Here is a 20744-nt window from a genome sequence, read left to right as displayed (position 1 = left end):
CTCAGCCTAGCTCCTGGGCCAGTCCGATGAGAAGCCCTCCGGGGCCACGGATGTAGCAGAGCCGATACACGTCCTGATAGTCGACGACTTCGCCGACGAGCTGCGCGCCGCGCGCGCGGAGCCTTTCGAGCGTCTGGTCGATGTCGTCCACGGTGAACATGACGCGGAGGTAGCCGAGCGCATTGACCGGGGCGTTCCGGTGATCTGCGACGACAGGCGGCGTGAGGAAGCGGGAGAGCTCGAGCCGGCTGTGGCCATCCGGCGTGCGCATCATGGCAATCTCGACATGCTGATTGCCCAGTCCGGTGACGCGCCCGGCCCATTCTCCCTCGATCGTCGCCTGCCCCTCGAGCTCAAGGCCGAGCTCGCGAAAGAAATCGATTGTCTCTGCGAGGTCCTCGACGACGATTCCGACGTTGTCCATCCGCTTGAGGGCCATGTTTCCGATCTCCAATGTGTCGTTTCAACCGAGAGGGTCTCGCCTCGTCAATCAAAGGACGCTCCAGACACCTCAACACCGACAGCCATCGATGCCCAATTCGCTGTTTTCCACATCAGAGGCTCGAATCGCGGGCACCTTTAAATTTCCGCCCCGTCTTCAAACGGTCTCTCAGTCATACACCCGCTTGACGTTCGCCACGCAGTCGAGGTCCTTCATCTGGCTCAACAGCTGGTTCAGCTGGCGCAGGTCCCAGACCTCGACTTCCATGGTGATCTCCGAGAAATCGGCGGCGCGGTTGCTGCCCATGGTCAGCGTGCGGATGTTGATATCGAGATGGGCGATCGTCTGGGTGACGGTCGCGAGCGTGCCCGGCTCGTTCAGCGTGTTGACCTCGATGCGTGCGAGGAAGCGGGACTTGTTGGCTTCGTCCAGATCCCAGCGCACGTCGATCCAGCGTTCCGGCTGGTCGTCGAACCGCTGTAGGGCGGAGGCCTGGATCGGGTAGATGGTAATACCCTTGTCCTTTTCCATGATGCCGACGATGCGATCGCCGGGCACTGCGCCGCTCGGCGCGAACCGCACCTGCAGATTGCCCGAAAGACCGCGGATCGGCAGCGGATCCGGCCCGGCCTCGATTTCCTCCGGGGAGACGCGCCGCTGGTTCGGCAGCTTGAAGATCATGCCCGAGGCACTGCGCATGTTGAACCAGCCGTCGTCGGTGGCCGGCTTCACCGTGACGCGTTCGTCCTTGTAATCCGGAAACACCGCGCGCAGCACGTCGAGCGAGGAGAGCTCGCCGCGCCCGACGGCGGCAATCGCGTCCTCGACATCCTTGTGGGCGAGCCGGGGCAGAGCGGGTTTCAGCGTATCGCGGGCAAAGACCTTTCCGGCGCGCTCGAAGGTGCGTTCCAGGATGCGGTGGCCGAGGCCGGCATATTGCTTGCGGATCGCCATGCGGGTGGCGCGGCGGATCGCCGAACGCGCCTTGCCCGTCACGACGATCTCTTCCCAGGCGGCAGGCGGCACCTGCACGCCGGAGCGGATGATCTCCACCTCGTCGCCGTTGTTGAGCCTCGTCACCAGTGGCATGATCCGGCCGTTGATCTTGGCACCGACCGTGGTGTTGCCGATATTGGTGTGGACCGCGTAGGCGAAGTCGATCGGGGTGGCGCCGCGCGGCAGCGCGATCAGCTTGCCTTTCGGCGTGAAGCAGAAGACCTGGTCCTGGAACAGTTCGAGCTTGGTATGCTCCAGGAACTCTTCCGGATTGTCGCCCTCGGCCAATGACTCGATCGTGTGGCGCAGCCAGGAATAGGCGTTGGATTCCTTCGGCAACAGCTCGCCGCCCTTCACCGCCCCTTGGCCGTCCTTGTAGAGCGCATGCGCGGCGATCCCGTATTCGGCGATCTCCTGCATCAGCTGGGTGCGGATCTGCAGCTCGATGCGCTGGCGGGACGGGCCGACGATCGTCGTGTGGATCGAGCGGTAGTCGTTCTGCTTCGGGTTGGAGATATAATCCTTGAAGCGGCCCGGCACGACACGCCACCGCGTATGGACGATGCCGAGCGCGCGATAACAGGACGGAATGTCGCCGACGACGATGCGGAACCCGTAGACATCCGAGAGCTGCTCGAAGGAGAGCGACTTCGACTGCATTTTGCGGAACACCGAATAGGGCTTCTTCTGGCGGCCCTTGACGAAGGCATCCTTGAGGCCGTTGGCGATCAGCAATTCCCGCAGCTCGTCCTCGATCTTCTTGATCAGGCCCTCGTTACGGGCTTCGAGATCGACAAGCCTCTGGGTGACGGTGTCGTAGGCCTCCGGGTTCATGTAGCGGAAGGAGAGCTCTTCCAGCTCGTCGCGCATGTCCTGCATGCCCATGCGGCCGGCAAGCGGCGCATAGATATCCATGGTCTCTTCGGAAATGCGCGCCTTCTGCTCGGCCTTCATATGCTCGAGCGTTCGCATGTTGTGCAGGCGGTCGGCGAGCTTGACGAGAAGGACGCGAACGTCGTCGGAAATGGCAAGCAACAGCTTGCGCAGGTTTTCCGCCTGTTTGGCTTTCTTGGAGACGAGGTCGAGGCGCTTCAGCTTGGTGAGGCCTTCGACCAGCCGGCCGATATCCTCGCCGAACAGTTCGTCGATCTCGGCACGGGTGGCGGTGGTGTCCTCGATCGTATCGTGCAGCAGGGCCACCGCGATCGTCGACTCGTCGAGATGCATGTCGGTGAGGATGGCTGCCACTTCGAGCGGATGGGAAATATAGGGGTCGCCGCTCGCGCGCTTCTGCTGACCATGCTTCTGCATGGCGTAGACATAGGCCTTGTTGAGCAGAGCTTCGTTGGCTTCGGGTTTGTATTTCTGAACCCGTTCCACCAGCTCGTATTGCCGCATCATCCTGAAAAATGTCCTCGATACCGCTTCAGTGCCTGCGAATGGGCACCGGACGAAAAGAAAATGGCGCGCCAACCGGATAGGTTGGCGCAGCCATCATAAAACATTCAAGCAGATTAGGGCGAGAGAATGAACGAAAACTTGCGAAGCGAATGTTTCGCTTAGTAATCGTCGCTCTTTTCCGGCGGCACGAGGCCTTCGATGCCGGCGAGCAGTTCCTCTTCCGACATCTGGTCGAAGGTAACGGCTTCCGGAGCGTCTTCTTCCTCGTCGCGATCCGAAGCGGTCGATCCGCTTCCGGCAGCGATCAGCGAAGCCGGATCGGGCTCGGGCTCGTCCACTTCCACATGCTTCTGCAGCGAATGGATGAGGTCTTCCTTGAGGTCGTCCGGGGAAAGCGTCTCATCGGCGATTTCGCGGAGAGCGACGACAGGATTTTTGTCATTGTCGCGGTCGATGGTGATCGAAGCGCCCTGCGAGATCTGGCGGGCGCGATGGCTCGCGAGCAGGACCAGTTCGAACCTGTTGTCGACTTTGTCAATGCAATCTTCTACTGTGACACGGGCCATTGCCTGTCCTTTGATCGGTGATTTTCGGAATTGATACGCCCGATACAGCCATTGCGCGGCAAATTCAAGTTTTTCCTGAGAATTGACTTTTGACAAGGCGCGCCGCGTCTTCTGGGGGCGCCCGCGAATTTCAACCTCAAGCTGCTTGGATTATTATGAATCGTGCCATAAATGACAGTTATATGAATAGTTCGTAATGTAGTGGATTATTCCGGAGATTTGGTTCGGCTTATATTGACCAGGCCTCCACCTGCCAAGCAGGTTGATAAGAAAAGGGGATGGAGACCACATGTTTGACCCAAGGGAGAAGATTGCTCTCTTCATAGACGGCGCAAATCTTTACGCTGCTTCGAAAAGCCTCGGTTTCGACATCGATTACCGCAAGTTGCTTAAAGCTTTTCAGAAGCGCGGTTATCTTCTACGTGCCTATTACTATACCGCGTTGATAGAAGATCAGGAATATTCCTCGATCCGGCCGCTGATCGACTGGCTCGACTACAACGGGTACAAGGTCGTCACCAAGCCCGCCAAAGAGTTCACCGACTCGATGGGCCGCCGCAAGATCAAGGGCAACATGGACATCGAGCTTGCGATCGATGCCATGGAACAGTCGGAAACCGTCGACCATCTGGTGCTGTTTTCCGGCGACGGCGACTTCACCACCCTGGTGGAAGCCCTGCAGCGAAAAGGCCGCAAGGTTTCCGTGGTTTCGACCATGGCGACCCAGCCTCCGATGATCGCCGACGACCTGCGCCGCCAGGCCGACCATTTCATCGACCTCGTGTCGCTCAAGGCGGAAGTCGGCCGCGACCCGTCCGAACGCCCGCCCCGTCCGGCGGAGTCGACCGAAACCACCGACGTCTGATCACCCGGCATCCGCACCACTAAAAAGAAGAATAGGCGCCCGTTTTTCGGCGGCGCCTTTTTTCGTTCTGGGCTAGAAAAGGTCCATGCTTTTCGAACGCCCTTCCGATGATCTTCTTTACGACGCGCTGGTCGCCCGCGACGCCTCCTATGAAGGCTTTGCCTGGGCGGCGGTGAAGACGACCGGCATTTTCTGCCGCCTCACCTGTCCGGCTCGCAAGCCGAAGCGGGAAAACACCAGTTTCTTCGAGACGATTGCCGAATGCCTGGAGGCCGGCTTCAGGCCCTGCAGCCGTTGCCGGCCGATGCTCAAGCTCGGCGAGGCGGATCCGATGGTGACGCGGCTGCTTTCGGCGCTCGATACGGAGCCTTTCCGCCGCTGGAGCGAGGAGGATGTCGTTTCGCTCGGCATCGACCCCTCCACCGCCCGGCGTGCCTTCAAGCGCCAGTTCGGCATGAGCTTCCTCGAGATCGCCAGGCTCAGGCGGATGGGCAAGGCGGCCGAGACGCTGAAGCAAGGGGCGAGCGTTCTCGATGCGCAGCTCGATGCCGGTTATGAATCCGGCAGCGGCTTCCGCAGCGCGGTGACCAAGCTGTTCGGTGCGGCGCCCGCCAATCTGCGGACCAAGGTGCTGCTCAGGGCAGACTGGATTGAAACGCCGATCGGGCCGATGATGGCGATCGCCGACCAGCATTCGCTGCACCTCCTCGAATTCGCCGAGCGCAAGGCGCTGCCGGCGGAAATCAACAAACTTCAAAAATTCACCGGCAGCGGCATCGTCATGGGACGCCATCCGCCGATCGATCAGATCGAGGCGGAGTTGAAGGCCTATTTCGCCGGCGAGGACCGTGGGTTCAAAACGCGGCTGGCGGGGCACGGCTCTCCCTTTCAGCGGCAGGTCTGGGAGGCGCTGCGGACGATCCCGGCCGGGGTGTCGACGACCTACGGAGCGGTCGCGGCCGAACTCAACCTCCCCTCCGCCACCCGCGCGGTGGCGGGCGCCAACGGCGCCAACCAGATCGCCATCGTCATTCCCTGCCACCGCCTGATCGGCGCCGACGGCAGCCTCACCGGTTATGGCGGCGGGCTGTGGCGCAAGCGCTGGCTGCTGGAACATGAGCGGCGGATGGCGGTAAGGAAGGGCTAGAAGCTCAGACCGGAGTGACGCCCTCAGCGAGGTCACGTCGATGCAGGCTCGGAAAGCTGAAGCCCCGATTGCGACTGGCGTTTTATTTTGTTGGCGCGGAAGATCGCCTCGACGATCAAGGACAGCGGCAGGCCGATGAAGAACGGGATGAAGAAATAGATCACCCGGAAGGCGACCAGGGAGCCGATCGAGGCCTGGTCCCCCATGACATGGCGGACGGTCGCTTCCAGCACGCCGAGACCGCCCGGCGCATGGGTGATCAATATCGCCAGGTTGGCGAGCACGAAGGCGGTGGCGGCTTTCAGATAACTCACGTCGGCACTGGCGGCCATGACTTCGCGCAGGCAGGCCGAGACCAGCGCGAAATTGATCGTGCCGATGACCACCTGGGCGACGGCGATCTTCAACGTCGGCATCTCGAAGGTCCAGGAACGAATCTTCAGCGGGGTGCGGACGAAGGCCGCAAGCACCAGGTAGCCGGCTGTCGCGACAAGACAGGCAAAACCAGTCGCAATGATCACGGTCTCGCTCAGGCCCAGTACCGAAGCGGCATCCTTCGGGTTGAGGACCATGACGATGCCCGACAGTATTGCCATGCCGATGCCGACCGTGACGCCCGACAGCAGCACGATTTTCGCCACGTCCTCGGTGCTCATGCCCCAATGGGCATAATAGCGGTAACGCAGCGCGCCGCTGCTCAAGCCGGAAAGACCGACGCTCTGGCCGATCGACAGCGCGATGAAGGAGGCAAGGCCGATCTTCGGATAGGCGAGGTCGTTCCTCACATATCGCACGCCGGCCCAATCGAAGCCCGAGAGGCAGAGATAGGAACCGAAGGCGAAAAGGAGCGCCATCAGGAGATTGTAAATGGGGATGGCGCGGACGGATTCGACGATGTCGGAGACCGAGTATTCGCGAAAGGTGTGATAAAGCAGATAGGCGGCGGCACTGACGCCGATCACCAGCATGCCATAAGTGAGGATTTTCTTTCGCGTCATAGCCCCGTTGCTCATTGCCCGCTCGCGCTCAGAGATGAAAAACGAACGGGCGAAGGTGGATTTTGTTCCTAGGGCTAGATTTCACAGCCGCTCGATGACGTGCGAAAAAGCGGGATCGTAGGGGTTATATCCGCGCGCAGGGCTGCGGAAGCCCGCCTCGGTCTCGGTCAGATCGCTGATGTCATCGACGTGAAACAGACGCCACCCGGAACCCGTTCCGGCAATCTGCCAAGCGCTGAGGGCAAGCGCGCCCTCACCGACATAACCGAGGATATGCGGCCGCACCTTGCGCTTCACGCCCTTGTAACGGAGTTCGATGATCCGCCGCCGCTCGATCGCACCGATGATGATATCCGGATAGCTTGTCTTCCGCACGAAAACTCCCTGATATCTCCCTTAACGGCTGGGAGGCATGGAAGTTCACGATCGATATATGGCGAAATGGCGCGGCGGAATTGAGCGGTTGTTCAGTTCGACTTCAACAGCCGCGACTTCTGGCGGTTCCAGTCGCGTTCCTTCTCGGTCTCGCGCTTATCATGCAGCTTTTTGCCCTTGGCGAGCGCGAGTTCGAGCTTGGCGCGGCCCTTTTCGTTGAAATAGATCTTCAACGGCACCAGCGTCATGCCTTCGCGATTGATGCCAACGCGCAGGCGGTTGATCTCACGCTTCGACAGGAGAAGCTTGCGGCGGCGGCGCGGTTCGTGATTGAAACGGTTGGCCTGCAGATATTCCGGCAGATGGGAATTGATCAGCCAGATTTCGTTGCCCTCGTCCGAGGCATAGGATTCGGCAATATTGGCCTTGCCTTCACGCAAAGACTTGACCTCCGTGCCGGTCAGGACCAGGCCGGCCTCATAGGTATCCAGGATTTCATAGTTGTAGCGGGCCTTGCGGTTCTCCGCGACAATCTTGTTGACCGTACGCTGGCTGCCTTTGGGGGCCATGGGTATATTCCGTTCCGCCCTTTTTATCCGAAAACAAATCCCCGCCCATGGGCAATGAGCGGGGTTACTTGTCTATGTAATGCGGCGAGAGCCGAAAGTGAAGCGGTGAGCGCGGAAGCGTCTCAGTTCAAGAGGCCGGCGTGACGCAGTGCCGCGTCGATTGCCGCTTCGGTTGCCGGTTCCAGCGTCGAGACCAGCGGCGAGCGGACCGTGCGGTTCATGCCGCGGATCCTGTTGAGGCCGTATTTGGCGCCGCAGAGGCCGGGTTCCAGGAAGATCGCCTTGTGCAGGGGCATCAGGCGATCCTGGTATTCGAGCGCCTTGGCATAATCGCCCGCAAGCGTCGCCGCCTGGAATTCCGCGCAGAGGCGCGGCGCGACATTGGCCGTCACCGAGATGCAGCCGACGCCGCCGTGGGCGTTGAAGCCGAGCGCTGACGCATCTTCCCCCGAGAGCTGCACGAAATCCTTGCCGCAGGTGATGCGCTGTTCCGAGACGCGCTCGATCTTGCCGGTCGCATCCTTGACGCCGACGATGTTCCGGTGCGCCTTCACCAGCGCGCCCATCGTTTCCGGCGACATGTCGATGACCGAACGCGGCGGGATGTTGTAGATGATGATCGGCAGTTTTGTCGCCTGCGCGATCGCCGAGAAATGCGCGATCAGGCCCTTCTGGGTCGGCTTGTTGTAGTAGGGCGTCACGACGAGCACGGCATCGGCGCCGGCCTTTTCCGCGTGCACGGCAAGCTCCACCGCCTCGCGCGTGTTGTTGGAGCCGGCACCGGCGATAACGGGAACCCGCTTTTTTGCCACTTCGATACAGAGTTCCACGACGCGCTTGTGCTCGTCATGGCTCAGCGTCGGCGATTCACCGGTGGTGCCGACAGGCACCAGACCGCTGCTGCCTTCGACGATCTGCCAATCCACATGCGCGGCAAAAGCCTGCTCATCCACCGCATCATCGGCGGTGAACGGAGTGACCAGCGCGGGCATCGATCCCTTGAACATGCAAAACTCCCAGTCGGCAGCGTCCATTCTGCTGCCGCAATCCATGACTATGAGGGCTCTCGACAACTTTGGACGGGCCGCGACGCAGCCGACCTTCCCGAAAGCCTTTCAGGTCGCGCACCATAAAGCGGCGGGAAAGCGGCGACAAGCGCAAGTGCCAGGGATTTCATATGGAATCTCATATAAGAAACCGCGCATTTTCATAAACGCGGTAAGCTTTCGTTAACGTGGCTGGCGGCTAATAAGGGGACGACCATTTTCGCGAGTTACCGGATGTACAGGCCTGTTCTGATCCTCGCAGCACTGGGGCTCGGCGCTGCGAGCATGCATGCATTTGCCGCATCGCCGCCCGAAAGCATGGCCCCCCTTCCCTATATGAAGCCCGAAAACCCGGTCGCGATCACCATGCCCGCCGCGATGCCGGTGCCGGTGCCGGACGTGACCGGCACGATCCCGAGGACGGATCCACTGGTCCTTGCTCCCCAGTTGAAAGTCGGGCTCGATGCGCTTGCCGGCAACGACATCGCCACCGCCCTTACCACACGCAACGGTCTAACCGAAGGCTCGCTCGACCGGCATATCCTCACCTGGGCGATCGCCACATCCGGCGCGCCGGGCGTGCCGTCCGGCGAGATCGCGGCGGCCCAGATGGAACTGAGGGGCTGGCCGGGCCTGAAGGGTCTGCGTGCCAATTCCGAACGCGCGCTTTATCGCGAAAACCCGCCCGCCCCGACCGTGCTCGCGGCCTTCGGCTCAACCCGGCCGGAAACCACCGAGGGCACGCTCATCCTCGCCCGCGCGCTCGTCGCCTCCGGCAAACAGGTCGAGGCCGCCCGGCCGCTTCGGCAGATCTGGTTGTCCGAGCCACTCGACAAGCCAACCGAAGACCGGATCCTCTCTGAATTCTCTGCGCTTCTCACCGCCGCCGACCACAAGGCGCGGATGGACTTCCTGATGTACAAGGGGCGTGCGGCACAGGCGAAGCGTTTTAGCGATCTCGGTAAGGCGCAATCGCTCTACAAGGCCTGGACCGCCGTCATCAGCAATGCCAAGAATGCCGAGGCGCTGCTGAACGGCGTCGACGGCTCCCTGAAGGACGATGCCGGCTATCTCTTCGCCCGCGTCGAATATCTTCGGCGGCAGGACAAATACCGGGACGCTGCGGGCCTGCTCGAAAAGGCCCCGCGCGACGCGGCCAAACTGGTCAACACGACGGAATGGTGGAACGAGCGCCGCATCGTGGCGCGTGGCCTCGCCGATCAGGGAGAGTTCAAGCTCGCCTACCGGACCGCGGCCAATTATGTCGCCGCTTCCTCCACCGATATCGTCGATGCGGAATTCCACGCCGGCTGGTATGCGCTGCGGGCGCTGCATGAGCCGGCAACCGCCGAGAAACATTTCCGCAAGATCCTTGATACCTCGAACAAGCCGCTTTCGGCGTCGCGCGCCCTCTACTGGCTCGGCCGCGCGGCGGAAGACGGCGGTCCGGGCAGCGCCAAGGAGTTCTTCGCCAAGGCGGCGCATTTCTCCAGCACGTTCTACGGCCAGCTTGCCGCCGCACGGCTCGACCTCAAGTCACTCGACGTCACCTATCCGACCGCGAGCGGGACCGACCGTCAGAATTTCGAAAGCCGCGAAGCCGTCCGGGCGATCGCAAGGCTCGAAGATGCCGGCCACGGCAAACGCGCCGCGGTACTCTATCGCGCGCTGGCGGAAGAAATGACCAGCCCGGGAGAGCTCGCGATCCTCGCGGCAAGAGCCGAATCGGAAGACAACCACGCCCTGTCGCTGCAGATCGGCAAGACCGCTTTCAGCCGCGGCATCGATGTGGCAGCACTCGCCTTCCCGATCGGCGTCATCCCGGCCGGCGCCGATATCGAAGGTTCCGGCAAGGCACTCGCCTATGCGATCGCCCGCCAGGAAAGCGCCTTCAACCCGGGCGCGGTTTCTCCCGCCAATGCCCGCGGCCTGTTGCAGATCCTGCCCGGCACGGCGCAGGGCGTCGCCAAGCGGCACGGCCTCACTTATGCGGCGGCGCGGCTGACCACGGATGCGGGCTACAATGCGACACTCGGCGCGCATTACCTCGGCGAGCAGATCGACACGTTCGGCGGCTCCTACATCCTCACCTTCATCGCCTACAACGCAGGCCCGAAGCGTGTGCCCGAATGGATTACCCGCTACGGCGACCCGCGCGGCAAGTCGCTCGACGAGGTGGTCGACTGGATCGAGCGCATCCCCTTCCCCGAAACCCGCAATTACGTGCAGCGGGTGATGGAGAACTACCAGGTCTACAAGACAAGGCTCGGGCAGAAGGCGGATATAGAAGCGGATCTGCGGTTCGGGCGGCGGTAGCAGGCTGCGGCTTGATCGAGTCTGGTCTTCACCTTCAGGTAAGAGGCGACGCGCGCTTAATTTCGAACAGCCATCCCTGTTGCAGCCGAAAGTCAATCAAAACAAAAAGCCCGGCACGAGGCCGGGCTTCTAAGCTTAATCCGATAAAATCAGATTAGAAGTCGCGCTGCAGGCGGACGATACCCTGTACCGTACCGTCTTCATCGCCAACTTCCGTGTAGTTTACAGCAACCTTGGCAGCGAAGTTTTCAACGATCTGGTAGTTGACGGTTACGCCAGCGCCCCAGGCATCATCGCCGAAGAAGTCGCCGTCTGCATCAGCTTCCGTATTCCAGATGTACTGGGCTTCCGGAATGATTTCGAGCTTGTCGGTCGCCTTGAAGGAATAGGCAACGGCCACAGCTGCTTCACCAGCACCGGTATCGGCTACGCCGTAGTAGGCATTCTCACCCGACGACCAGACACCGGAGAGGTAGAAGGTGCCCGGACCAACGGCCACGGAGCCGATCGCACGGATCGCGCCGTTTTCGGCGCTGAAGTCGTAGGAACCGAGCAGTTCGAGCTTGGCCGGGCCGATAGCCGCCTGAACGATAGCTTCGATACCGACGTTCTGGCCGCCGAGGCCCTGAAGACGAGACAGTTCGTCAACCTGGATGCCAGCCGTGAATGCAGAGCCGGTATAGGTGTAGGAGATCGACTGCAGACGGTTCGAACCGAGGTTGTCGAGCTCGCCCGGAAGGTCGTTAGCATCCCACCAGTTCAACCAGCGACCAACGCGGAAACCGCCGAGCTGGATATAGGCTTCGTTGATGTAGGCACCGGTCACACCGCCGCTACCGGCGGTAGCGTTGGAATCATAACCAACGTCCTGGTTGGCTTCGAAACGAACCGAAGCAACGGAGGTCAGCGTGCCGAGTTCGGTGTCGGACTTTGCCGTGAAGTCGAGCTGAGCGCGGCTGTACGAATCCCAGTCGCCGTTGTTGAAGCTATTCGTGTCCTCACCGAAGCCGACTTCGAAACGGACATAACCGCCGATCTTGAGGCAGGTTTCAGTACCCGGGATGTAGAAGTAACCAGTGCCGAACGCGTCGCAGACACGAACGTATTCCATAGGCTCCGGTTCGGCAGCGACGATGGCGTCGGCAGCCTGAGCACCGGAAACTGCCGCGAGAGCCGCTGCAGAACCGAGAAGAAGGCTCTTAATGTTCATTCTTTTGACCTCCAGTCAATTTCTCTGAATGCTAGTTCGCGCCCGACCTAAAATTGATCAAACGCGTAAAGGCCGCATAAGCAGCCCCATTCCCCAGTATCATCTCCCCATATGGAGGCCCTACATAGAGGCCAGCCATTTATAGAGAACTCCCCCGGTGAACCGGGGGAGTTCCGTGATGATTAGAACGTGCGATCGAGACGGACGAAACCATCCCAGAATTCTTCAGCAGCGCCCGAAGTTTCGTTGTAGTTCGCAGTAACCTTGGCAGTGAAGCCCGGAACGATCGTGTAATCGACCGTTACGCCAGCGCGCCAGGCGTCGTCGCCCGTGAATTCGCCGTCAGCATCGATTTCAGAGTTCCAGACGTAGGTACCGCCGGGAGTGATCGTCAGCTTGTCGGAGACCTTGAAAGCGTACGAAGCAGCGAGAGCCCATTCACCACGGTTGTAGTAGGCATTTTGGAAGTTCGCATCACCCACGCCGCTCGACCAGATGGCGAGAGCCTGCAGGGTACCCGGACCGACCGGAGCCGAGATGAGGGCACGAACTGCACCATTTTCAGCGCTGAAGTCATAAGCACCGAGAAGGTCGAAAGCTACGCCGCCGAACTTGGTCGTTACGATAGCTTCGATACCGACGTTCTGGCCACCAAGGCCCTGAACACGCGACAGTTCGTCAACCTGGACGCCGGCGGTGAAGGCAGAGCCCGTGTAGAAGTAGCCGACAGACTGCATGCGGGTGTTGGCGAAAGCACCGGAACCGGAGTTCCAATCGGACTCGCCGTTGATACCCTTATCCCAAGGGTTGTAGTAACGACCAACCTTGAAGCCGCCGAGCTGAATGTAGGCTTCATTGATGTAGGCGCCGTTGGCGCTGGCGTTGGAATCATAACCAACGTCCTGGTTGGCTTCGAAACGAACCGAAGCAACCGAGGTCAGCGTACCAAGTTCGGTGTCAGACTTCGCGGTGAAGTCGAGCTGAACGCGCGACCAGCTATCCCAGTCGGTGTCGTTGAACGAGTTCTGGTCCTGGCCGATGTTAGTTTCGAAACGGACATAACCGCCGATCTTGAGGCAGGTTTCGGTGCCCGGGATGTAGAAGTAGCCGGTGCCGAAAGCGTCGCAAACGCGAACGTATTCCATGGGCTCCGGTTCAGCAGCTACGATGGCGTCAGCTGCCTGAGCGCCGGAGACTGCTGCGAGGGCAGCAGCGGAGCCGAGAAGAAGGCTCTTGATGTTCATTTTTGACCTCCAGTCAAAGTTTCGTATGGGTCTGGGTTCTTTTGGCTGAAGGACAGCGTTCCCTGCCCCATCCCCGTCGATTGCTAGAAGAAGGACGATCCACCGCCTCGCTTCTGGATTTGAAAATACAAGACGGGGGAGGTCATGCAATCTGGAACTTCAATCGGGCGCCCTTCCGGTACCCGCTTCCCATAAGTCTGTTGCCGAAAGGACACAAAGCCGGGGACTGGCTTAGATGGTATTTTACGCTTTGTTAAGAAAGAGCTTATCTGGCAGCCACTTAGCGCCTCGGGAAAGCTCCGGAGGGGAATCACCTCGCTCACCACGGGGGCGCGACTGCGCGGTCCTGCGAGCAACACGCAAAGGTCGATCAGAACGGGATTGGATTTGAGGATTGGGTCGGCGTTTCGAGCCTGGAATGGCGGAGAAGATGGGATTCGAACCCACGATACCCTCTCGGGTATACTCCCTTAGCAGGGGAGCGCCTTCGACCACTCGGCCACCTCTCCGGTCGGGCCTGATTATTGGGAAACGATATCGATGGCAAGGTCTTTTATGGAAATGTCATGCGATTCCCACCGGTCACGACACGCGAATCGCAACAAGTGATTCCATTCCCGCAGCTTCAGTGATTCTCAGTAGCCCGAACGCTGCTTGCCGGCACCGCCGCCACGGCCGTAACGACCGGCCAGCGATCGCAGCGCGCCGGAAAACTCGGTGACATCGGCGCCGACGGCCACGAAGCTCGCGCCGAGATCGAGATAATGGCGGTTCAGGGTTTCGCTGAACGTCAGGATGCCGGCCGCCTTGCCGGATTTCACGATCGTGCCGATCGCCTTCTCGATCACCTCCTGGACCTCAGGGGCTTCCATGCGACCGAGATAACCCATGTCGGCCGAAAGATCGGCCGGGCCGATGAAGACGCCGTCGACGCCGTCCACCGCGGCGATGTTCTCCAGGTCGCGGATCGAGGCCATGGTTTCGGCCTGGACGATCAGGCAGATTTCGTCGGCGGCCGTCTCGGCATAGTCGGGAATTGAGTTAAAGCCGGAGGCGCGGGCGACGGCGGCACCGACGCCGCGCACGCCACGCGGCGGATAACGCACGGCCCGAACGAGTTCCCTCGCCTGCTCGGCCGAATCGACCATCGGCACGAGCAGCGTGCGGGCACCGATATCGAGCATCTGCTTGATGAGCCAGGTCTCGCCGACCGGCGGCCGGACGACGACTTCCGAAGGCGAGGTGGCAAGCGCCTGCAATTGCGCCAGAATGCTGCGCAGGTCGTTGGGGCCGTGTTCGCCGTCGATCACCAGCCAGTCGAAACCGGCATGGCCGGCAATCTCGGCCGTCAGTGCCTCTCCCATGTTCAGCCAGAGGCCGATCTGCGGCTGGCGGGCCTTCAGCGCCGCCTTGAAGTGATTCTTCGGAGACGGCATGGCGTTTCCCTTCAGGAGAGGAGCTGTTTCAGGTCGGCGGCCGGATCGGCGAGGATGGCGCGGCTCGGTTCAATGCCAGTGTCGAGCAGCTTCTTGCCGCTTACATAGGCCTTGGCATCGTTGATCGCGTCGACGGCGATGAAGCGGCCCTGACGGAAATACCAGATCGACAGGCTTCCCTCGCGGGTACCCTTGCGCACCAGCGTCTCGTCATACCCCATGTTGAAGCCGGCGATCTGCAGCTTCACATCGTACTGGTCGGACCAGAACCAGGGCTTTGCGTCATAGGGCGCCGAGCCGCCGGCAAGGATCGCCGCGGCGGCTTCCGCCTGGTCGACGGCGTTCTGTACCGATTCGAGACGGATGCGCTCGCCCTTCCAGGGCAGCATGGCGCAGTCGCCCATGGCGAAGATGGACGGATCCGAGGTGCGGGCGAACTCGTCGACGATCACGCCGTTGCCAACGTCGAGGCCACATTCCTGCGCCAGTTCGTCGTTCGGCTTGACGCCGATGCCGACGATGACGAAATCGACCTCGAGGGTGCTCCCGTCGGAGAGTTCAGCGGCGCGCACGTGTTTCCCTTCCGGGCCGCCTCCACCTACCAGGCGATGCAGGCCGGTCCTTTCGCGGATGATCACGCCGTGGCTGTCGTGAATGGCGCGCATCACGTCGGCGGTCTCTTTTGCAGCGACGCGCTGGAGGATGCGGTCGGCCATTTCGATCAGCGTCACTTCGAGGCCGAGATGGCGGGCGACGGCGGCCGCTTCGAGGCCTATATAACCGCCGCCTATAATAAGGAGCCGGCGGCCCGGCTTCATCTCGCCGGCGAGCAGGTCGGCATCGCGCTTGTCGCGCACGGTGAAGACGCCGTCGAGATCGCCGCCGACACTTGCCGGCAGCGTGCGCGGCGTGGATCCGGTGGCGAGTGCCAGGGTGTCGTATTTAAGCACGGCACCGTCCTGCATACGGACGGACTTTGCCTTGCGGTCGATCTCCTCGACATAGGTCGAGAGCAGAAGCTCGACATCGTTTTCGGCAAACCAGCTTTCGGGCCGGAAGGTCAGCCGCTCGAACTCCATTTCGCCGAGCAGATATTTCTTGGAGAGCGGCGGGCGCTGGTAGGGGATCACGTTTTCCGAACCGATGATCGTAATCGGCCGCGCATCCTTCAGGACCCGGAGTTTTGCAGCGAGCGCGAAACCCGCCTGGCCCGCACCAATTATCACCAACCTGCCCGTCACGTCTCGCTCCCCACACCGATCATGGTTTCGTTGATAGCACCACCAATCCGATCGCAAGGGGTATCCCCGCGACACAGGTCCGTCAACAACGCGACATGGCCGATTATGCGCAATGAGTTCGCAGCTGTCCCATACGGAAAGGAAAAACCGCCTCTACAGCGTTAAAACCGGGATTTGCCGTCAATATCCCCGCCGATCCGTCGCATTTTATCATTCCGTTTCAGAATGTGTCAGCGCAGGAGGAATATAGTCACAGAGTAGGAATGAAAACGGGAGGGTGTGATGCCCTTGACTATGGACCAGGACAGCAGAAAAGACGGCCCGCGCGACCGGGCCTTCGAGAAGTTCACGATCGACCGCCCCGGCAAGGTCATCCTTGTCGGCCATCATCTCAGCACCAAAACCAGCTTCCGCTGCCTGATCCGCAGCATCTCGCTCTACGGTGCGGAGATCGAGGTCGGCCCGACCCTGCCGATGCCCAACAACTTCTTCCTCGAAATCCTCGGCATCCATGACGACATCGGATGCACGGTGATCCGCCGCGAGGAAGAGAAGGTCACCGTCGGCTTCAACATGCTGATCGACGCCGAGTTTCTGCATCACGTGATCCGGCTGAGCTTCGAGACAAGTCATTAACGGGCAGATAGTCCCGCGGCCGGGGGGCCTTTTCCTCCCGCCGCTCATGGTCGCCGCTCGCCAGCCGCGACAGAAACGGCACGGCCCACAGCAGCCCGCCCCATTCGGCGCCCTCGAGTGGATCGGCCATTGGATGCCGAGGCCCGTTCAGGCAGCATCTGTCCTTTCCCTTGTTCAGCTGTTCCCAAAGTCTCACCCAGTTGAGAAGCATGGCGGTCACTCCATCTATGATGCGATGCCATCGAGCTAGTGATTTGCCGCGCGGCTTGTAGACGCGCCGGCGAAAGCTGCTTTTCATCCATGAACGATGGGAAGATCACCGGTGAAACGATAGGGTGCCTGATATGACGGACGCGGGCTGGGACGATCTCAAGCTGTTCCTGCATGTGGCGAGCGAAGGGGGCTTGAGCGCCGCCGCCGCCCGCACGGGCCTCAGTGCCCCGACGATCGGCCGGCGGATGCTAGCGCTCGAGCGGGCAACCGGCCGGAGCCTATTCGTGCGCAGCCAGCAGGGTTATCGGCTGGCGCCGGATGGCGAAACGCTGCTCGAACACGTCCGCGCCATGCAAAGGACCGCCGACAGCATCGCCGACTGGAACGCGCAGGCCTTTGCCATGCCGATCGTCTCGATCGGCGCCGATGCCTGGCTTTCCGGTTACATCAGCGAGCACACGCCGGAGATCAGGGGCAGAGAGGACCGGTTCCGGCTCTGCTGCAAGTCGTTGCACAAGGGCGTCGATTTCACCTATCGCGAGGCGGATATCGGGATCGTCGCCCGGAGGCCGGAATCAGGCAATGTGGCGATCCGCCGATCAGTCGTCGTCGCACACTCTATATATAGAGCGAAGAGCCTTGCCGAAGACGAGACCATGCCCTGGGTTTCGCTCGGCACCGACAACTCCCATTCCCCGGCCGATAAATGGGTGTTCCAGCATCACGAGGCTGATATTCGCACCTGGACCAATTCTCCGGATATCCTGCCGAGGCTGATCGCCCGCGGCAACGGGCGCGGCGTGCTGCCGTGCTTCATCGGCAATTCCGTTCCCGGCCTGGTCCGCGAGGGCGGCATCATCGCGGAGCTTACCTATACAATGTGGATCGTCGCCAATGACGACGACCGGCACCGGCCGGAGGTACGTCAGGTCATCGAAAGGCTCGACGCGCTTTTCAAACGGGAGGCGAAAAGATTTAGCGGCGATCAAGCCTAATCGAGCCCAAGCAGACTTGCATGCCGGTGAATCGATCCTATTGTGTGCCGGTTTTAAAAGAACCGGAACTGAAGTCCATGCCCGCATTCTCGCGCTTTACGCCGCTGATCAGCGCCCTTCCCGCCACCGTCCCCTTCGTCGGACCCGAGGCCATCGAGCGCAATCGCGGTCTCATGGTGAAGGCACGCATCGGCGCCAATGAAAATGGCTTCGGCCCTGCGCCTTCCGTCATCGAGGCGATCAGCGCTGCGGCGACAAGCACCTGGAAATATGCGGATCCGGAAAATTTCGAACTGAAGCAGGCGCTCGCCGCGCATCTGCGCTGTCAGATCAACAACATTGCCGTCGGCGAAGGCATAGACAGCCTGCTCGGGATGATCGTGCGGATGGTGATCGAGCCGGGCATGCCGGTCGTCACCTCGTTCGGCGCCTATCCGACGTTCAACTTCCACGTGGCCGGCCATGGCGGCCGGCTGGTGACGGTGCCTTACGTCGACGACCGCGAAAACCTCGATGGGCTGCTGGAAGCCGTTCGCCGTGAAAACGCGCCGCTGGTCTATTTCGCCAATCCCGACAATCCGATGGGAAGCTGGTGGGATGCCGACAGCATCATCGCTTTTGCCAAGGCGCTGCCGGAAACCTGCCTGATGATTCTCGACGAAGCCTATTGCGAGACAGGTCCTGCCGGCGCGACGCCCGATATCGCCGCCCTGATCGACCGGCCGAACATCATCCGCACCCGGACCTTCTCGAAGGCCTACGGCATGGCCGGCTCGCGGGTGGGTTATGCGATCTCGACGCCCGGCACTGCCGAGGCCTTCGACAAGATCCGCAATCATTTCGGCATGAACCGGATCGGTATCGCCTCGGCACTCGCGGCGCTGAAAGACCAGGCCTACCTCTCCCAGGTGATCGGGCAGATCAAGGCCTCGCGGGACCGGATCGCGGCAATCGCTGAAACCAACGGACTGAAGCCGCTGGCGTCCGCCACCAATTTCGTGGCGATCGATTGCGGCCGCGACGGCGCCTATGCACGCTCGATCGTCGATGGGCTGATGGAGCACGGGGTTTTCATCCGCATGCCGGGTGTTGCGCAGCTCAACCGCTGCATCCGCGTCAGCACGGGCCCGGAATCGGACATGGCGCTGTTCGAAGAAGCGCTGCCGAAGGTGCTGAAGGGCCTATAGGCTATACGAAAAATGACCGCGCCGGCCTTGTTCCTGCCGGTCGCGGTCTCAATTTCCGACGATCGTCCCCGTCCAGACCGACCGCCCTGTCTCCCAATCCCTCATGGGTGCTGTCTTTTGGATTGTTCTCCCGCCGGCCCTCTTGCGGGGCCGGTCAATTCGTCGAGCACGGCGCTCCTGAAGGCGCTCAATGCATGGTCATCCATTCGCGAGCGGCGCGGAGTGCCGTGGCCAGCTGCATCTTGCTCATCGTCTGAGCGAGGTCGGCGCGCAATTCGGCGGCGCGATCGGAGCCTTTGATCGCGGCAATGTTGAGCCATTTGTGTGCGGAGATCAGATCGACGTCGCAACCACGACCGGTCGCATACATCAGGCCCATTTCGCAGAAAGTGTCAGCGCGGGTTTCGCCACCCATGGTGGCCATTCCGGAATTGTTCATTTCAAAGCGTGCCATCGGTTTGATCCCTGTTAAAGCCTGTTGTTCGTCGTCTGCCCTGTTTTTGCCCTTTCGGGCTCCATCCGGATCACCGTCTTGAAGCGGCTGTTTCGATCCTTCCGGCCGGCGATTTTTTCCGCTCGTTTGATGACTTCACTATGCGCCCAACCTTCCAAAAGACGCCTAAAAAGCATGATTAATTCAACGAAAACAAAGTTCAAACGCTTCGTAAATTTGAGTTTTTGTTAAACATGGGATGCCTTGCATTTTAAGGAATTTGCGGAGATTTTTACGAAAAGTTTAGAAAACGATTTAAACCGATCGCTAACTACGAATACGGTTCGGTTGGACGAACCTGTCTCCAGGGCTGTGGAAAACCCCGGCCTTCCCGAGCGCTGAAATTCCGCCATATCGGGCCCAAACCCGTATTTACCTTTACGTGTGCGTAAGATAAATTTCGGCACGAGTTCGTCCAGAGGGGTGCGAACTGGAGGAAACCGCGCCGTCTGTCTGCTCTCGAAGCTCAGCGGCGGAAGCGAAGGAGGAGAACAATCATGATGCGCAGACTGATGCTTGTTGCAGTGCTGGCACTTGCCGCGACCGGAGCCCGAGCCGCAGAGCCGATCGAAGGCAATTGGAAGACCGCCAGCGGCGAGACCGCGGTGATCGGCAAATGCGGCACCGCCTATTGCGTGACGCTGAAGACCGGCAAACATTCGGGCAAGCAGATCGGCAAGCTCTCCGGCAAGGACGGCGAATATAGCGGCGAGATCACCGACCCCGCGGAGGACAAGACCTATAGCGGGTCCGGCTCGGTCAACGGCAATTCGCTCAAGATGAAAGGCTGCGTCCTCGCCATCCTTTGCAAGTCGCAGACCTGGACCCGCCTCTAAGCCGATCGCCCGAATATCGTCCCATATAGAAGTGCAGAAATGGCCGCGCCGGCAACGGCACGGCCATTTTTGGTTTCCAACCGTCAAGAGGTGCCTGAATATTTTGCTGCGCCGCATCAAGAAAAGGCAATTTGATCACGCGAACGGCATCGATTTGGGGCGTAAAAATCCGCGAAATTTCAATGTCACAGTTTTGTGAAAAGCTTGAATACCTATTGAACACTATTTACGCCACATAAAAGCCTCGAAAATGACATGATTTCCCGAAAATTACACGCAGTCGGTGCAATTCCTTTCGGAACCGGATATATTACTGATTTTACTTATTAATTATCTTACCAAATCGTAACTTAATCGATTTATTCGTGGCTTTTTCCGAGAAATAGCCACGATAAGCACGTTTTACGTGCATTTTTTCCAAGCAGTTTTCGCTGTCAACGTTTCGTTGACAGCAGTCGCCGAAATGGGGGGCTTTCGGATCGAACCGATCGGTCCGATATCAGCATCGCAAACAGAAATTCACTCTGGTTCG

At 60.4% G+C, this 20744-nt stretch carries 19 protein-coding genes and 1 tRNA gene; 7 read left to right on the top strand and 13 right to left on the bottom strand.

All coding sequences use genetic code 11. The features are described from left to right. Position 1: 1 nt before the first annotated feature. The 3 genes from ACSQ3G_RS04190 to rpoZ all read right to left on the bottom strand — a co-directional run bounded on the left by ACSQ3G_RS04190 (position 2) and on the right by rpoZ (position 3405). Positions 2-439, bottom strand: coding sequence for a VOC family protein (locus ACSQ3G_RS04190; protein WP_436109163.1), 438 nt, complete (start codon positions 437-439; stop codon positions 2-4). Positions 440-610: 171 nt separating this feature from the next. Next, positions 611-2839 carry a RelA/SpoT family protein gene (locus ACSQ3G_RS04185; RefSeq protein ID WP_046637507.1) on the bottom strand — a complete coding sequence of 743 codons (2229 nt, stop codon included), beginning with the start codon at positions 2837-2839 and terminating at the stop codon, positions 611-613. 158 nt (positions 2840-2997) lie between these two features. Further along, a complete protein-coding gene (gene rpoZ / locus ACSQ3G_RS04180) occupies positions 2998-3405 on the bottom strand; it encodes a DNA-directed RNA polymerase subunit omega (RefSeq protein ID WP_046629916.1) in 408 nt (135 codons plus the stop codon). A 289-nt stretch (positions 3406-3694) separates the two neighbouring features. On the opposite strand from rpoZ, the gene ACSQ3G_RS04175 reads away from it, so the two are divergent. Together ACSQ3G_RS04175 and ACSQ3G_RS04170 are read left to right on the top strand one after the other, a co-directional pair. Further along, positions 3695-4270 carry a LabA-like NYN domain-containing protein gene (locus ACSQ3G_RS04175; RefSeq protein WP_105402855.1) on the top strand — a complete coding sequence of 192 codons (576 nt, stop codon included), beginning with the start codon at positions 3695-3697 and terminating at the stop codon, positions 4268-4270. Between the two features lie 85 nt (positions 4271-4355). Beyond that, a complete protein-coding gene (locus ACSQ3G_RS04170) occupies positions 4356-5417 on the top strand; it encodes a bifunctional transcriptional activator/DNA repair enzyme AdaA (protein ID WP_436109162.1) in 1062 nt (353 codons plus the stop codon). A gap of 32 nt (positions 5418-5449) precedes the next feature. On the opposite strand, the gene ACSQ3G_RS04165 is transcribed toward ACSQ3G_RS04170, so the two are convergent. From ACSQ3G_RS04165 to dapA, 4 genes are all read right to left on the bottom strand, one after another. Beyond that, a complete protein-coding gene (locus tag ACSQ3G_RS04165; protein WP_436109161.1) occupies positions 5450-6415 on the bottom strand; it encodes a lysylphosphatidylglycerol synthase transmembrane domain-containing protein in 966 nt (321 codons plus the stop codon). Positions 6416-6496: 81 nt separating this feature from the next. After that, positions 6497-6790, bottom strand: coding sequence for a WYL domain-containing protein (locus ACSQ3G_RS04160; protein WP_436109160.1), 294 nt, complete (start codon positions 6788-6790; stop codon positions 6497-6499). Positions 6791-6882: 92 nt separating this feature from the next. Next, complete coding sequence (gene smpB, locus ACSQ3G_RS04155) at positions 6883-7359, bottom strand: SsrA-binding protein SmpB (RefSeq protein WP_105402852.1); 477 nt, start codon at positions 7357-7359, stop codon at positions 6883-6885. A 122-nt stretch (positions 7360-7481) separates the two neighbouring features. Next, a complete protein-coding gene (gene dapA / locus ACSQ3G_RS04150; protein ID WP_436109159.1) occupies positions 7482-8366 on the bottom strand; it encodes a 4-hydroxy-tetrahydrodipicolinate synthase in 885 nt (294 codons plus the stop codon). A gap of 273 nt (positions 8367-8639) precedes the next feature. Between dapA and ACSQ3G_RS04145 the strand changes: the two genes are divergently transcribed. Continuing rightward, positions 8640-10721 (top strand): lytic transglycosylase domain-containing protein, encoded by a 2082-nt coding sequence (locus ACSQ3G_RS04145; RefSeq protein ID WP_436109158.1) that lies wholly within the window; start codon positions 8640-8642, stop codon positions 10719-10721. 154 nt (positions 10722-10875) lie between these two features. Here the strand turns inward: ACSQ3G_RS04145 and ACSQ3G_RS04140 are convergent, their stop codons facing one another. The 5 genes from ACSQ3G_RS04140 to ACSQ3G_RS04120 all read right to left on the bottom strand — a co-directional run bounded on the left by ACSQ3G_RS04140 (position 10876) and on the right by ACSQ3G_RS04120 (position 15852). Then, entirely contained in the window at positions 10876-11931 is a 1056-nt protein-coding gene (locus tag ACSQ3G_RS04140) for a porin (protein ID WP_436109157.1), read from the bottom strand. Between the two features lie 182 nt (positions 11932-12113). Continuing rightward, positions 12114-13175, bottom strand: a complete 1062-nt coding sequence (locus ACSQ3G_RS04135) for a porin (protein ID WP_436109156.1) — start codon at positions 13173-13175, stop codon at positions 12114-12116. Between the two features lie 419 nt (positions 13176-13594). Further along, positions 13595-13684: transfer RNA gene (locus ACSQ3G_RS04130), tRNA-Ser, on the bottom strand. Between the two features lie 126 nt (positions 13685-13810). Continuing rightward, positions 13811-14611, bottom strand: a complete 801-nt coding sequence (locus ACSQ3G_RS04125) for an aldolase/citrate lyase family protein (RefSeq protein ID WP_436109155.1) — start codon at positions 14609-14611, stop codon at positions 13811-13813. A gap of 11 nt (positions 14612-14622) precedes the next feature. Next, positions 14623-15852 (bottom strand): NAD(P)/FAD-dependent oxidoreductase, encoded by a 1230-nt coding sequence (locus ACSQ3G_RS04120; RefSeq protein ID WP_436109154.1) that lies wholly within the window; start codon positions 15850-15852, stop codon positions 14623-14625. 282 nt (positions 15853-16134) lie between these two features. Here ACSQ3G_RS04120 and ACSQ3G_RS04115 point away from each other — a divergent pair, with 282 nt between their 5' ends. The 3 genes from ACSQ3G_RS04115 to ACSQ3G_RS04105 all read left to right on the top strand — a co-directional run bounded on the left by ACSQ3G_RS04115 (position 16135) and on the right by ACSQ3G_RS04105 (position 18883). Continuing rightward, a complete protein-coding gene (locus tag ACSQ3G_RS04115) occupies positions 16135-16488 on the top strand; it encodes a PilZ domain-containing protein (protein ID WP_436109153.1) in 354 nt (117 codons plus the stop codon). A gap of 344 nt (positions 16489-16832) precedes the next feature. Continuing rightward, positions 16833-17696: a LysR family transcriptional regulator gene (locus tag ACSQ3G_RS04110; protein ID WP_436109152.1), complete on the top strand. Its 864-nt coding sequence runs from the start codon at positions 16833-16835 to the stop codon at positions 17694-17696. 77 nt (positions 17697-17773) lie between these two features. Continuing rightward, complete coding sequence (locus ACSQ3G_RS04105; RefSeq protein WP_436109151.1) at positions 17774-18883, top strand: pyridoxal phosphate-dependent aminotransferase; 1110 nt, start codon at positions 17774-17776, stop codon at positions 18881-18883. A 187-nt stretch (positions 18884-19070) separates the two neighbouring features. Here ACSQ3G_RS04105 and ACSQ3G_RS04100 read toward each other — a convergent pair whose 3' ends face one another. Next, complete coding sequence (locus ACSQ3G_RS04100) at positions 19071-19337, bottom strand: sel1 repeat family protein (RefSeq protein WP_436109150.1); 267 nt, start codon at positions 19335-19337, stop codon at positions 19071-19073. A gap of 536 nt (positions 19338-19873) precedes the next feature. Here ACSQ3G_RS04100 and ACSQ3G_RS04095 point away from each other — a divergent pair. Then, positions 19874-20212 carry a DUF2147 domain-containing protein gene (locus ACSQ3G_RS04095; RefSeq protein WP_046629900.1) on the top strand — a complete coding sequence of 113 codons (339 nt, stop codon included), beginning with the start codon at positions 19874-19876 and terminating at the stop codon, positions 20210-20212. Positions 20213-20744: the final 532 nt, after the last annotated feature.

This window comes from Neorhizobium tomejilense, assembly GCF_964254135.1.
Taxonomy (GTDB): Bacteria; Pseudomonadota; Alphaproteobacteria; order Rhizobiales; family Rhizobiaceae; genus Neorhizobium; species Neorhizobium tomejilense.
The sequence above is the reverse complement of the archived record's forward strand: the minus strand, read 5'-3'. Positions and strand labels throughout refer to the sequence as shown.

Bases quoted from the DNA above. Each gene is read 5' to 3' on its own strand.
- ACSQ3G_RS04190 (WP_436109163.1), bottom strand. From the start codon at position 439: ATGGCCCTCAAGCGGATGGACAACGTCGGAATCGTCGTCGAGGACCTC.
- ACSQ3G_RS04185 (WP_046637507.1), bottom strand. From the start codon at position 2,839: ATGATGCGGCAATACGAGCTGGTGGAACGGGTTCAGAAATACAAACCC.
- rpoZ (WP_046629916.1), bottom strand. From the start codon at position 3,405: ATGGCCCGTGTCACAGTAGAAGATTGCATTGACAAAGTCGACAACAGG.
- ACSQ3G_RS04175 (WP_105402855.1), top strand. From the start codon at position 3,695: ATGTTTGACCCAAGGGAGAAGATTGCTCTCTTCATAGACGGCGCAAAT.
- ACSQ3G_RS04170 (WP_436109162.1), top strand. From the start codon at position 4,356: ATGCTTTTCGAACGCCCTTCCGATGATCTTCTTTACGACGCGCTGGTC.
- ACSQ3G_RS04165 (WP_436109161.1), bottom strand. From the start codon at position 6,415: ATGACGCGAAAGAAAATCCTCACTTATGGCATGCTGGTGATCGGCGTC.
- smpB (WP_105402852.1), bottom strand. From the start codon at position 7,359: ATGGCCCCCAAAGGCAGCCAGCGTACGGTCAACAAGATTGTCGCGGAG.
- dapA (WP_436109159.1), bottom strand. From the start codon at position 8,366: ATGTTCAAGGGATCGATGCCCGCGCTGGTCACTCCGTTCACCGCCGAT.
- ACSQ3G_RS04145 (WP_436109158.1), top strand. From the start codon at position 8,640: ATGTACAGGCCTGTTCTGATCCTCGCAGCACTGGGGCTCGGCGCTGCG.
- ACSQ3G_RS04140 (WP_436109157.1), bottom strand. From the start codon at position 11,931: ATGAACATTAAGAGCCTTCTTCTCGGTTCTGCAGCGGCTCTCGCGGCA.
- ACSQ3G_RS04135 (WP_436109156.1), bottom strand. From the start codon at position 13,175: ATGAACATCAAGAGCCTTCTTCTCGGCTCCGCTGCTGCCCTCGCAGCA.
- ACSQ3G_RS04125 (WP_436109155.1), bottom strand. From the start codon at position 14,611: ATGCCGTCTCCGAAGAATCACTTCAAGGCGGCGCTGAAGGCCCGCCAG.
- ACSQ3G_RS04115 (WP_436109153.1), top strand. From the start codon at position 16,135: ATGCCCTTGACTATGGACCAGGACAGCAGAAAAGACGGCCCGCGCGAC.
- ACSQ3G_RS04110 (WP_436109152.1), top strand. From the start codon at position 16,833: ATGACGGACGCGGGCTGGGACGATCTCAAGCTGTTCCTGCATGTGGCG.
- ACSQ3G_RS04105 (WP_436109151.1), top strand. From the start codon at position 17,774: ATGCCCGCATTCTCGCGCTTTACGCCGCTGATCAGCGCCCTTCCCGCC.
- ACSQ3G_RS04100 (WP_436109150.1), bottom strand. From the start codon at position 19,337: ATGGCACGCTTTGAAATGAACAATTCCGGAATGGCCACCATGGGTGGC.
- ACSQ3G_RS04095 (WP_046629900.1), top strand. From the start codon at position 19,874: ATGATGCGCAGACTGATGCTTGTTGCAGTGCTGGCACTTGCCGCGACC.